This window comes from Shouchella lonarensis (assembly GCF_900096965.1).
GTDB lineage: Bacteria > Bacillota > Bacilli > Bacillales > Bacillaceae_D > Shouchella > Shouchella lonarensis.
On sequence record NZ_FMYM01000006.1, the window covers coordinates 154,818 to 167,910 of the forward strand.

13 protein-coding genes and 2 tRNA genes are annotated in these 13,093 nt (G+C 42.6%); 1 reads left to right on the plus strand and 14 read right to left on the minus strand.

Annotated features, from left to right (window positions below):
• Positions 1-107: 107 nt before the first annotated feature.
• The 4 genes from lonB to BLT29_RS07840 form a co-directional block, all read right to left on the minus strand.
• Positions 108-1,778: an ATP-dependent protease LonB gene (gene lonB, locus BLT29_RS07825; RefSeq protein WP_090775764.1), complete on the minus strand. Its 1,671-nt coding sequence runs from the start codon at positions 1,776-1,778 to the stop codon at positions 108-110.
• A 150-nt stretch (positions 1,779-1,928) separates the two neighbouring features.
• Positions 1,929-3,197, minus strand: a complete 1,269-nt coding sequence (gene clpX / locus BLT29_RS07830; RefSeq protein WP_090775765.1) for an ATP-dependent protease ATP-binding subunit ClpX — start codon at positions 3,195-3,197, stop codon at positions 1,929-1,931.
• A 336-nt stretch (positions 3,198-3,533) separates the two neighbouring features.
• On the minus strand, positions 3,534-4,841 hold the full coding sequence (gene tig / locus BLT29_RS07835) for a trigger factor (protein WP_090775766.1): 1,308 nt from the start codon (positions 4,839-4,841) through the stop codon (positions 3,534-3,536).
• Positions 4,842-4,974: 133 nt separating this feature from the next.
• On the minus strand, positions 4,975-6,030 hold the full coding sequence (locus BLT29_RS07840; protein ID WP_141769870.1) for a tetratricopeptide repeat protein: 1,056 nt from the start codon (positions 6,028-6,030) through the stop codon (positions 4,975-4,977).
• Between the two features lie 218 nt (positions 6,031-6,248).
• On the opposite strand from BLT29_RS07840, the gene BLT29_RS07845 reads away from it, so the two are divergent.
• A complete protein-coding gene (locus BLT29_RS07845; RefSeq protein ID WP_090775768.1) occupies positions 6,249-6,632 on the plus strand; it encodes a hypothetical protein in 384 nt (127 codons plus the stop codon).
• A 150-nt stretch (positions 6,633-6,782) separates the two neighbouring features.
• Here the strand turns inward: BLT29_RS07845 and BLT29_RS07850 are convergent, their stop codons facing one another.
• From BLT29_RS07850 to BLT29_RS07890, 10 genes are all read right to left on the minus strand, one after another.
• Positions 6,783-7,178: a hypothetical protein gene (locus BLT29_RS07850; RefSeq protein ID WP_090775769.1), complete on the minus strand. Its 396-nt coding sequence runs from the start codon at positions 7,176-7,178 to the stop codon at positions 6,783-6,785.
• Between the two features lie 429 nt (positions 7,179-7,607).
• Positions 7,608-7,688, minus strand: a complete 81-nt coding sequence (locus BLT29_RS14035) for a putative holin-like toxin (RefSeq protein WP_367576287.1) — start codon at positions 7,686-7,688, stop codon at positions 7,608-7,610.
• Positions 7,689-8,049: 361 nt separating this feature from the next.
• Positions 8,050-8,123, minus strand: a tRNA-Arg gene (locus BLT29_RS07855).
• 9 nt (positions 8,124-8,132) lie between these two features.
• Positions 8,133-8,203: transfer RNA gene (locus BLT29_RS07860), tRNA-Gly, on the minus strand.
• A 179-nt stretch (positions 8,204-8,382) separates the two neighbouring features.
• A complete protein-coding gene (locus BLT29_RS07865) occupies positions 8,383-8,892 on the minus strand; it encodes a metallophosphoesterase family protein (protein WP_090775770.1) in 510 nt (169 codons plus the stop codon).
• Positions 8,867-9,481 carry an XTP/dITP diphosphatase gene (locus tag BLT29_RS07870; RefSeq protein WP_090775771.1) on the minus strand — a complete coding sequence of 205 codons (615 nt, stop codon included), beginning with the start codon at positions 9,479-9,481 and terminating at the stop codon, positions 8,867-8,869. The genes BLT29_RS07865 and BLT29_RS07870 overlap by 26 nt, the downstream gene beginning before the upstream one ends.
• Complete coding sequence (gene rph / locus BLT29_RS07875; RefSeq protein ID WP_090775772.1) at positions 9,474-10,241, minus strand: ribonuclease PH; 768 nt, start codon at positions 10,239-10,241, stop codon at positions 9,474-9,476. Before rph ends, BLT29_RS07870 begins: the two co-directional genes overlap by 8 nt.
• Positions 10,242-10,328: 87 nt before the next feature.
• Positions 10,329-11,426, minus strand: a complete 1,098-nt coding sequence (locus BLT29_RS07880; RefSeq protein ID WP_090775773.1) for a GerMN domain-containing protein — start codon at positions 11,424-11,426, stop codon at positions 10,329-10,331.
• Positions 11,427-11,541: 115 nt separating this feature from the next.
• Positions 11,542-12,510, minus strand: a complete 969-nt coding sequence (gene trhO, locus BLT29_RS07885; RefSeq protein WP_090775774.1) for an oxygen-dependent tRNA uridine(34) hydroxylase TrhO — start codon at positions 12,508-12,510, stop codon at positions 11,542-11,544.
• A 171-nt stretch (positions 12,511-12,681) separates the two neighbouring features.
• Positions 12,682-12,924 carry a ferredoxin family protein gene (locus tag BLT29_RS07890; RefSeq protein ID WP_090775775.1) on the minus strand — a complete coding sequence of 81 codons (243 nt, stop codon included), beginning with the start codon at positions 12,922-12,924 and terminating at the stop codon, positions 12,682-12,684.
• Positions 12,925-13,093: the final 169 nt, after the last annotated feature.

Genomic DNA, 13,093 nt, shown 5'->3' on the forward strand with positions numbered 1-13,093 from the left:
TTGAAGACTCATGATGGGAAAAAGCGCCCCCCATTACGGATGCGCCCCTTCACCTATCAGAGATCATCTTCTCATTTTATCCTATTGTGCGTCCAATTGTCTAATGTTTAAATTGGAGAGGGACGAGGATCAAACTTCCTTACTGGAGATATAACCCTTTCTTGTACAGGTTGTTGCGCAAATACCAAATCAAACACTTCCGTTAATGTCGACACAGGGTAAATGACAATGCCTTCAAATTGTGTCAATAAAGCAGCTTTATTTTCTGCTGGAATAATGACAGCTTCTGCCCCTGCTTGTTTGGCGGCTTTCACTTTTGCGACAACACCTCCGACGGGCTTGACCTTTCCGTGAATACTAAGCTCCCCTGTCATTGCAATTGTACTTAATACAGGCTTTCCCTCAATACTTGAATAAATACCTGTTGCAATGGCAATCCCAGCAGACGGACCATCTACAGGCGTTCCACCCGGGAAGTTGACGTGAATGTCATAATCACTTGTTGGAATACCCATTCTTCGCAACACAGAGATCACATTTTCCACAGAAGAACGAGCCATACTTTTTCGTCGAATGGTATGCGTATTTGAACCTGATTGTTCTTCTTCGGCAATACCCGTCACAACAAGCGTACCGTTATTCAGACGCTCCTGTACGAGCACTTCAATTTCTAATAAAGCGCCACTGCTTGGCCCCGTTACCGCAAGCCCATTCACCAGACCAATTAATGCTTGATCATGCACCTTTCTTTCTGGACGCGGTGCCATTTGACTCGAATGAAGCACCCATTCAATATCTGCTTGTGTCATCGCCTTTCGCCCTTCTGATAACGCAACACCTGAAGCAATTTGGACAATGTTAACCGTTTCTCGCCCATTCGTTGCATAGGATGCAATTTTTTGTGCCGCTGCCGGCTCCAGAATCATCTCCACTTTTTTTGCAGCGCGTTCAGCAATTTCCATAATCTCTTCTTGGTCCAATCCACGAAAAAAGATTTCCAAACAACGTGAACGAATTGCTGCTGGCATCTCCTCCGGTCTCCTCGTTGTTGCTGCCACAAGCCGAAAGTCTGCTGGCAACCCTTCCGTAAAAATATCATGGATGTGAGAAGGGATTTGCGTATTCGATGCACTATAATAAGCACTCTCTAAAAACACTTTCCGGTCTTCTAATACTTTGAGCAACTTATTTTGTTGAATGGGATGGAGTTCACCAATTTCGTCGATGAACAAAACACCACCATGCGCCTTTGTCACCGCACCGGGCTTTGGTTGCGGCACACCTGCTTGCCCCATTGCCCCTGATCCTTGATAAATTGGATCATGAACAGAACCAATTAAGGGATCGGCAATCCCACGCTCATCAAAGCGAGACGTCGCACCATCTACTTCTACAAAAACAGCTTCTCGTTGGAATGGCGAATCGCTACGCTTTTTTGCTTCTTCTAACACAAGCCTTGCCGCTGCTGTTTTACCTACACCCGGTGGTCCATAAATAATCACATGTTGTGGATTGGCACCACATAAAGCCATCCTTAATGCCTTTAAACCGTCATCCTGCCCAACCACTTCAGACATTTGTTTTGGACGCACCTTTTCTGCCAATGGTTCAGATAAACGAATCGCCCGCAACTTCTTCATTCTTTCCAACTCTATCCTTGACTCTTTATCAATGTAGGACTTTTGGCTATGTTGGCTTTTTAATAAGTTCCAAAAATATACCCCGATCACCGCACCAAAAAATAACTGTATGACAAATGCAATCAAACTTAAGCTCATTTTTATTCCCTCCTGCATCAGTTCGTCTCAGGTAGTATCTCCGGCACATGACCCCTTAGTCACAAAACTGTCTTCAATGTCTTTCCAATTATGTACAGGCATAGGCAAAAAAAATCTCCCTTACTGTCTTTCAGTAAAGGAGATCGTTTTTCACGCACTTTCTTTCGGCGGGTCCAGCGAAAGCTTGGCGCCGTCCGCTGACTCTAAAACCGGTGGTGCATTGTCTGTGACACATGCGCCGTGAATAATACACTTCACTGCGTCCTCTCGAGAAGGAAGATCAAACATGACATCGAGCATAATTCCTTCAATGATTGAACGCAACCCTCGCGCACCTGTCTTCCGCTCAATTGCTTTTACCGCAATCTCTCGCAAAGCTTCTTCTGTGAACTCTAACGAAACATGATCCATTTCTAACAACTTCTGATACTGCTTCACAAGCGCATTCTTCGGCTTTGTCAAAATCTCAATTAATGCATTTGTGTCTAATGGCTGCAAGCTTGAGATAACCGGCAAACGCCCAATGAATTCAGGGATCAATCCAAAGCGCAACAAATCTTCAGGAAGCACCTTCGCTAAATACCCTTCTGAATCGATTTCATCCTTCTTCACCTCAGAACCAAAGCCGATCACTTTTTTCCCGAGACGACGCTTAATGATTTGCTCAATGCCATCGAAGGCACCGCCACAAATGAAGAGAATGTTCGTTGTATCTAATTGGATAAACTCTTGATGAGGGTGTTTTCGACCACCTTGAGGAGGCACACTTGCTGTTGTTCCTTCCAAAATTTTCAAAAGCGCTTGTTGCACACCTTCTCCAGACACATCACGGGTAATTGAAGGGTTCTCTGACTTCCTTGCTACTTTGTCAATTTCGTCAATGTAAATGATTCCTTTTTCCGCTTTTTCCACATCATAGTCAGCGGCTTGAATCAATTTCAGCAAAATATTTTCAACGTCCTCACCGACATAACCCGCTTCTGTCAAGGATGTTGCATCAGCAATTGCAAATGGCACATTTAAAATACGTGCTAACGTCTGCGCCAACAGGGTTTTTCCGCTACCAGTTGGTCCAATTAATGCAATATTACTTTTTGCAAGCTCTACATCTTCTGAGCGGTTTAAAGAGTGAATTCGCTTATAATGATTGTATACCGCAACTGCGAGCGACTTTTTCGCCGCCTTTTGCCCGATCACATAGTCATCTAAAATCGAACAAATTTCGTTAGGCTTTGGCACCTCAGTCATTTCTACGTCTTCAGTCGTATCCAATTCTTCTTCTACAATTTCTGTGCAAAGTTCAATACACTCATCACATATATATACACCAGGACCCGCTACAAGTTTTCGTACTTGATCCTGCGTTTTTCCGCAAAACGAACATTTAAGCTGACCTTTTTCTTCGCTAAACTTAAACATACACTCACCCCTCACAAATATTCTCTCCGTTATTTTCAAGTCGTTCTCTTCAGACCGTTTGTCAGCCACTTGAAACCATTTTAGCATATCTTTGCTCTCTCTGAAAAGCAAGAAACATCTTGAACATTACAGGACTGGCAATGAATCATAACGTCCAATTTAAAACTATGTATTCAATTGTTCATGCGTGCTATCCATGGGTCGTTTTAACATCATGTGCGAATCCAGCACCTTACATACATGACAAAAACCATTTTACATACAAAATGCCTGTGCTTTTTGAAAAAAGTGATGGATAAAGGTGCGGATCTCCGCACCTTCCATCTTTTCTATTTGTTATTTTGCTACAGCAGGGACAGACTTACTATGTTCCATCACTAAGTCCACGGCTTTACGAATTTGAAGATCAGATTCAATCTGTTTCATGCCACCTTGCATGGCAAGTAATGACTTGATTTCTTCAACAGAACGCTCGTATGTTTGAGACATTTTTTCAATCTCTGCATCGACTTCTTCTTCTGAAACTGTGATACTTTCAGCTGAAACAATGGCTTCTAACGCCAGTACGGTACGCAGACGTTTCACTGCTTCTTCTTTCATCTGCTCGCGCATCGCCTCTTCTGTTTGACCAGAGAACTGGAAGTATAATTCTAAGTTCATTCCTTGTGCTTGCAGACGTTGACCGAACTCCTCTAACATCCGGTCTACCTCTGTTGTAATCATTGCTTCTGGAATCGTCACTTCCGCATTGTCTGCGACTTGTGAAAGAAGGCCTTCGCGCTCAGCATTTTCTGCTGCTTGTTCTTTTTCTGTTGCCAATTTCTCACGCACAGATGATTTTAGTTCATCCAATGTCTCGACTTGGTCATCCGCATCTTTTGCAAACTCATCATCTAATGTCGGCAATTGCTTACGCTTCACGTCATGCACTTTCACTTTAAACACAGCAGGCTTTCCTGCTAAATCTGTTGCATGGTAATCTTCTGGGAATGTCACTTCAACGTCCGTTTCCGCACCTGGTGCCACACCAATTAATTGTTCTTCAAAACCAGGAATAAATGAATGAGAGCCGATTTCAAGCGAATGGTTTTCCGCAGCACCACCTTCAAATGCTTCACCATCTACATAACCAGTAAAGTCGATGACTGCTGTGTCCCCTTCTGCAATCTCTCCCTCTTCAACAACGACTAATTCAGCATGACGCTCTTGAAGGCTTTTCAATGCAGCCTCGACATCTTCTTCCGTTACTTCTTTGCTAGGTACTTCTACTTCTAACCCTTTGTAGTCGCCTAATTTCGCCTCTGGACGAACTGTCACTGTCGCAGTAAAAATAAATGGCTCGTCTTTTGCGATTTGTTCCACATTAATGTCTGGACGATCTACAGGATGAATGCCTGCCTCTTCAACGGCATTGCCATAGGCAGTTGGCAGCATAACTTCAACAGCTTCTTCATATAGTGCTTCCACACCAAATTGCTTTTCAAATAAACCACGCGGCATTTTTCCTTTTCGGAACCCAGGTACGTTTACTTTTTGCACAACTTTTTTAAACGCTTTATTGAGCGCATCTTTCACTTGATCCGCATCAACTTCGACTGTCAATACGACTGTGTTTTCCTCTGTTTTTTCCCATTTTACAGACATACTTTTCCCTCCAACTAATCATATGAAACCATATCGTACTATCGATAAATGATTTTTAACGTTTCGGACAACCACTCTATTATAACATAAAGCATTAACCTTTCAATCACCTTGCACTATTTCCCTTTTTCTTCTATGTATGAAACCATAAGTCGCCCTTTTTGGCATCTAGTTCCAGCGTATGTTCACAAGCGACTAGCGCTTGTTCTGCTTTGATTACATCGCCCGGCTCACATTGATAATTGTGACTCAACGCATCTAAATCGATGCTTAAACCTAATTGTTTACTTGCTACAAGATGGCACGTGCATCCCCAAATACGGCCACATGACGGGTCCGGTAAAAACGGATAATTCGAAAGTGCGTACGTTTGATATAACTGCTTTGCGATGTCAAGCAAGACTGGGTCAATATGCTCTAATTGTTGTATGAGCAGTTTGGATACTTCTTGATCAAGTTTACGTTCTCCTGGCGCCTGTAAATCACGCGGGCATAACGTCAATACCTGTTCATCTTTTTTAAACGTAAGCATTTCATCATCTTGCCAGCGATATAAAATAAACAATGCGTACGTGCGCATAAAAGGGCTCGCTTCCTCATCACAAGCAAGGTCTCGTATATCATTACGCAACGCTTTGACGCGTAGGCGATGGACTGTTTGCAACGCTTGCCACTGCGCTGGTTCGTTTCTAGCATGTAAGCCTGCCCTCAACTCCAATATCATTTCTTCTTTCGGCTTTTCTGCAAGTGGGGTGGCCTCATAAGCTGTCGTATCGCTCATTTGCCTGCTAAAATGCAACAATTCATAAAGCATTTCCGCATGGCGTGCCGGTAACCTATTTTCTGCTAGCACTGCTTCTAATAAATGAACAACCGCTTCATATTTTGACAACTGAACAAGTAGTGAAACATGTACTTGCAGCGTTTCATAATAATCGCCAATCCCTTCCTTTAACAATGCGTCCGTATGTTTAACCGCCTCTTCCTGCTGTCCCAATTCAATTAAACTAAGGACAACACCGAAACGTGCTTGTGGATTTCCCCACTCGTGAGCCACAGCTTGCGAAAACAATGACAACGCTTCTTCGGCATGTTTTTCTTTTAATTCTTCCATCCCTTTTTCCACTAACCGGCGTAACACCCCAGGGAAAGGAACGATATTCTCCCCTTCTTTCCGTGCGTCACTCAACGTCTCTTCACCTCCTTCCAAACAAACTTTACCTTCTCTACACTATACGCCTCTTACGACTTTGGGTCAAACATCTTGTTTCATTTCACACAGTCATTTTTAAATGGTTGTTTCTTCATCTCATTTTCTTCTCTCGCTGTCATATTTCTCCGTAAAAACGGAAATCATATATGAAGATATGTCTTATTTCATGATGTCATAACAGGTGGTGGTTACTAATGAATAAATTATATCGATTATGGAAGAACATTTGGCGCAAAAGTCGCTTTCATAGACGTCGTGCTACACTTGTCCTCGTCACAAATCAATGGGAAAAATGTCCACATGAACCAGAGCGAAAAATCTGTCAATACTTGCATCACAATGGATATTATCCAAGTCTAGACTATCAACTACCTTATGTGTGTGCAAATATTGCCCTTGTTCCCTATCAAATTGCGCTAGTCAGAACGCTCTCTCCAACATTGGAAAAGAAAATTTCTCGCCAGCTTAATCGTATTGGATGGACCGTTTTCTTCTATGATGAAGCGCATTTAACTGACAGATGCCTTTTAGACATCTTAAAAGAGATTGCGACACCAAGATATAAAGTGCAGGAGTAAGGACTACGTCCAGTAGCACATTTTAAAAGACCGCGAGTGCTGAAAACACCCACGGTCTTTCCCTTAAGTACATTTGCTAACTTTCAGAGGATAGAACCGCCTGTGCTTAAGAGAATTTATTCATATCCAGCCACATTTTAATAGTAAATATTAGTTTCGTATAGGCAACTCAGGACAACCAACGACAATATCAATCATACGTTGTTCAAACTCTCCACCCGCTGTTTCAATCGCAAGAATGGCACCATGCATACCGGGCTTGTCAGTATCAAAACTGTCAATAAACGCGAATAAGTAATCCCCTTCTTCTTCAACCACATCATCCAGCGTTGCAACAATCATCTCTAGCTCTTGTCCATGTTCCCCAGTACCTTTATAGTACTTCTTCAAGATTTCTTCGATATTTGATCCAATGGGCATACAAACAATATCAGGTCCTTCAATAACTGGTACCTCGCTTACTAAATCTGATGCTTTTACAAAAGTGGAACCTGACATGAGCACTATCAATACTGCGATCATACTTACAAACATCTTTTTAAACATACAAACCCCTCCTTTTTATTTTGTTAACTTTAACACCTTCACATTAACATTTTACATCAAATCTCGCAAGGAAATCACTATGACACGTCATTGATGCTAGAATCACGCGCGTCACAGCCAATTAATGAACTGATTTACCTACTTTGACTCATTATGGCCACAATTGAATTTTGAATTGTACTTAAAGAAAGAATAGATCTTATAACGCATATTACGTAAACGCTGTGAAGTATACGTGTTTTACACACCGAAAATACACTTGACGCACCCCACATACTGCATGTATACTGAACTCAAGAGATGCATAAACTAAAAATGACCACAGGTGCTCGTAACACCCATGGTCTGCAATAACTGGACTCCCTAAGAGGGACAGCCGACTTTCAGAGGATGGACCACCCTAACTGCATGCCAGCGCTTAAGGGTGGTTTATTTCTTGTCTCGTGATGTAATTGACACAATCAAACCGCCAAAAACAAACATAAGCATCAGCGCTTCAAATGTTGTCATCACGCAACACCTCCCTTCTACGGGAAGTGCCGTCACCCTTAAAGATCCGTATGTTATTGCCAGTCCAGTATAGCACAATGAAACTATTTTTCGCAAACACTATCAAAAGTGTGGTAGAATATTTGTCACAGTGGTTACCCCCACTATGATGGTGTCGGCTTTAGTCGGCGTTTTTTTGTGTTTTTCAGTGAACAGTCAGATACCGATGCAACAACTGTGTGGACTTTGAACTGCGCCACGTCATTAATTTCTTTTTGTTACACTGAATTTCGCGTTGTTTCTCTCCAAAATAAAAACCCCAAAAGCACTGGTATATCAACACTTTCAAGGGTTTTCAATCTAACTCTTAAATAGTTAACAACGTCCCAGGAGAGATTCGAACTCCCGACCGACGGCTTAGAAGGCCGTTGCTCTATCCTGCTGAGCTACTGGGACACATTTAAAAGCGGGTGATGGGAATCGAACCCACGACATCAGCTTGGAAGGCTGAGGTTTTACCACTAAACTACACCCGCACATGATCAACTGCATTTCATATGGTTACTTATACGTAAGCGTGAGACTCGATACATTTTCTCACAACCGACGAATATAAATATACCGGAAAAATTCACCATTGTCAATGGTTTTTTTAGAAGCCTTGAGCCGGCAAATAAATACGACATCTCTTTTACGTGCCTTCTGTAGCGTTGTATTAAAGAGAAAATGTCCGGCTCATTTCTTCAACAACTCGTCCCTCAATTGTAAAATAACAGACAGCAATTGCCCCCTCATTTACATCAACAATACAATATGTCCCATGCTCGTAGCCACGAGGTAGACGAATGCTCCCTGGATTAATACATAAAACACCATCAACCATTTCTGAGATCGCCACGTGCGTATGCCCATAGACAACGACCGGTACACCTTTTCCTTTAGCAGCTGCGACGAGTGTTTGACATGATTTCTTCACCCCATATAAGTGCCCGTGCGTCACCCATACTTGAACATTCTCCCACGTTAACAATCGCTCTTGAACAAATTCGGCTGGCATATCACAGTTACCCGCAACTGTATGTACACCTAATAAAGCTTCGGCATCTGCTGGCAACTGGGAATCCCCAACATGAATCATTTGCTCGACTTCCTCTGCGTGTCTTTCAATCACTTGTTGCAATGGGGCTTGCCAGCCATGGCTATCGCTGACAATCAATACTTTCATTTTTTGTTCCTCCTATTACTTGCTTCAATACTGCCAATGCTTTAGCACGATGACTGATTTTATTTTTTACTTCCGGGGAAAGTTGTGCCATCGTTTTCCCATACGCAGGAACAAAAAATATTGGATCATAGCCGAATCCATGTGTTCCACTGGGTTCGATTGCAATACTCCCCTCACATGTACCTTCAACAAATCGGGGCTTGCTTCCTGGTTCACTGATCGCAATGACACAATAGAAACGAGCAGTACGTTGTGAAGGTGCCATTTCCGCAAGTTCAGACAGGACTTTTTTAATATTTTCTTCATCACTACGACTTTCACCGGCATAACGTGCTGAATAGACGCCTGGTGCGCCGTCTAATGCATCGATCATCAAACCTGAGTCGTCAGCAATGACCGTTTTTCCTAAAAATCGGGACAACGTCTCTGATTTTTTTGCGGCATTTTCATGAAACGTTGCGCCATCTTCAATGATGCTCGGACATGTTGGATAATCATATAGCGATTTCACTTCCCATGTTGGAGATAACATCGCCTCAAACTCTGCAATCTTCCCTTGATTTTCTGTCGCAATAATGATTTCACTCATATGAACCATCTCCATTTGCTGCTGTGTCAATAAATGAGACCGCATCTCCTAATACTGCTCGTTGCTCTTCAATCAATGTTCGAATCCCATTTTTTGCTAGAGATAAACATTCCGTAAGTTGCGCCTCACTAAATACCGCTTCTTCTCCACTTCCTTGCACTTCAACAAATTTGCCGCTTCCTGTGCAAACAACGTTCATATCAACCTCAGCCTTCGCATCTTCTTCATAACATAAATCGCATACAGCACCTTCTTTTGATAAAATCCCGACGGAGATGGCTGCCAAGAAATCTTTTACGGGCCACTTCGTAATCAGCCCCTCATCTCGGGCTTTTTTTAACGCCAACACAACTGCTACGTAAGCCCCAGTAATCGACGCCGTCCGTGTTCCTCCATCCGCTTGAATGACATCACAATCAACCCAAAGTGTACGCTCACCAATTTTATCTAAATCAATCACAGCACGCAATGCCCGTCCAATGAGACGCTGAATTTCCATTGTTCGTCCAGTGCGCGTACCTTTTGCGGCTTCCCTTACTGTGCGTTCTGCAGTCGCACGCGGTAACATGGAATATTCTGCTGCTAACCACCCTTTTCCTTTGTTACGTAAAAAAGGCGGGACGCGGTGCTCGATGCTCGCGGTACAAATCACTTTTGTGTCACCCATCGCGATGAGCACCGACCCTTCGGCATATTTTGTAAAATGGGGAATCATGTTCACTGTACGTATTTCTGATTTCGATCGTCCATCTTGCCGCATATACTGTTCCCTCCGTAACTGTCCTGTTCCTCATCGTCTATTATAACATAAGAAAAAAACACCTACAGTACGTAGGCGCCTATTTCCCTACAATGGTCTTTCATTTAACGTCTCTGGTCGTGTCACCGTTGCCGCAACTTGCCCTTCTTCAGTAGTCGTCTCCATTTCACCGTTAATTGTAATCGTCACTGCCTCAATCTCTTCTTGCTCTGTCAACGTAAGAGCAATGGCTTCTAACACGTCATTTCGGATTTCTTGCGTGTCATTTCCTGCTTGAATCGCCTCGTTAAAATTTAACATCACTTCTTTATCATTGATTGTTGGGGCTTCAAGTAATCTCACTTCTGAAGACAAACTAGATAATAAGTTTGTAGAAAGCTCCGGTCCTTCAATGAGCGCGTTTACCGCTGCTGTCACCACGTCTTCTGTATTTTCTATCCGCCGCGTCACAGGAACATAATAAGTATCTTCTCCTTGTGATCCGATGAAATACACCGTTACATCTTCACTGTTTGTCATGTCAACAACGCCACTTGCTTCTAAATTAATTCCATCTGCGCGACTCAAATTTCCTTTAATAGGTGTACCGCCTTGTGGCATCGCAGTTAGCTCATAGCCGTCTACTTGTACCTTCACTTCATCCACATCATCAAACTGCGTTAACGTCCACGTCACTGCCTCTAACAATGCACGCTCATCGGCCACATGGTAGTCATTGAACTCGCTTGTAAAATTAGCCACTGCAATGTTTTCTTCTGTCATCATTTCAACCGACACTTCTGTTCCCGCCGGTAATACGGCTCTAAATCCGTTTGGCAGCATCTCCTGTATCGGACCACCTTCGACTAAATACTCCAGCGCTTGCTGCTTTGTTGCTTCTGTTTTTGGTAATATAAAGGTTTGTGGCACCACCATACCATTTGCGTCAATTAAATATAACTCTCGCTGATTTCGAGACGCCTCTGATTGATCATCTTTCGGTTCTGTCTCCTTATCCGTTCCTTCATTGGCTTCTTCTGCTCCATCTTCTTCACCTTGCTTCAGTTTATCAGCCTCTTCTTCAGACACATACGTGATTGGTGGCGTATCTAATTCTTCCGATTGATCACTTGCTCCTAGCGAGCATGCTGTACTGAAGACCAATACTGCAACGAATGACACACCCATTCCAACTAATTTGCGCATAAAATTCCCTCCCAGATTGGTTGTACTCCTATGTATACGAGCCTACTTTCCTTTTAGACCTACGATATTCCTATAAAACAAAAAAACATCTCAACCGAGATGCTTTTTGCTCCCTTTATTCGTATGCCGGCAAAGATTCTCCTAAAAGCGCAAGACGTTCCTGTTGTTCATCGGGAGAAAGGTTGTGCTCTTTCACATATAAATTACGAGGATGAACACGGCAAGCCGAAGTACATCCGCGCATATAGCGATGCTCATTTTCTTCAGAGCATAAAATTTGCTTATTACATTCCGGGTTTGCACAATTGACATAACGCTCACATGGCGTACCGTCAAAATAGTCTTTCCCTACAACGGTTGGATCAACTTGATTAATGGGAACGGTTAAACGTTCATCGAACACGTAACATTGTCCATCCCACATATCCCCACGTACTTCTGGATCTTTCCCGTAAGTCACAATCCCACCGTGTAATTGGCTCACATCTTCAAATCCTTCCTGCTTCAACCATCCAGAAAATTTCTCACAACGAATGCCACCGGTACAGTAAGTAAGAATCTTCTTGCCTTCAAACTGCGCTTTATTTTCTCGTACCCAGTCAGGTAAATCACGGAACGTTTTAATATCAGGACGAACCGCACCACGAAAATGTCCAACATCATATTCATAGTCATTACGCGCATCAATGACAACCGTATCATCGCGCAACATCGCTTCTTTCCACTCTTTTGGAGATAAATATGTTCCCGTCAATTGACGTGGATCAATATCATCTTCATGCAAGCGTAATGTCACAAGTTCTTCGCGTGGGCGTACGTGCATTTTTTTAAATGCATGCGCGTCAGTAAGGTCAATTTTAAAAATAATATCCTTGAATAACGAATTTGCTTCCATTGCAGCCATATATACATCCGTATCTGCCTTTAAACCGGACACTGTCCCGTTAATGCCTTCGCCCGCAATTAAGATGCGCCCCTTTAAATTCAAACTACGACAAAACGCAAGATGATCTGCCGCGAATTGTTCCGGATCCTCGATCGTTGTGTAATGATAATACAATAGTACCCGATATGCTTTTTCCATTTCATTTCACCTATCCTATTCGTATTTGCAAGATACAATGTGTAGGTGTGACGCCTAAACAATCCTTGATCTTGTTCGGAAAAATAATTTTCCCGCTACATTATTATACAAAAATATATGGAAATGTCCAGTTGCATAAGAAAAGCGCCTCATGGCGCTTTCTTTTACTCCTTAATCCTCAACTCCAAAAAATTCCTCTGCCTTCTTCAAAAACTTCTCGTCTTCAGGCTTCATTTCATATTCTTCTACAATTGCATCTACTGGACATACACCTTGACACGCGCCACAATCTATGCAAATGTCGGGATTAATGTAATATTGGTCTTCGCCTTCTTCAATGCAATCTACTGGACATACATCGACACATTCGCCGGCTTTTTCTCCAATACAAGGACTCAAAATGACAAATGACATCTTTTTCAACTCCTTTACAACAAAATACAAACAAGCATTTAAAACAGTTTTCACTTGTTTTGTTTATGATAAGCAGATCATCCTGACTACTGCAGAGACTTATCGTAAAGTGTCTATCACTTCTTATATCATACAACTTTTTGTGCGAAACTTAAAGGGGGTAAAAGAA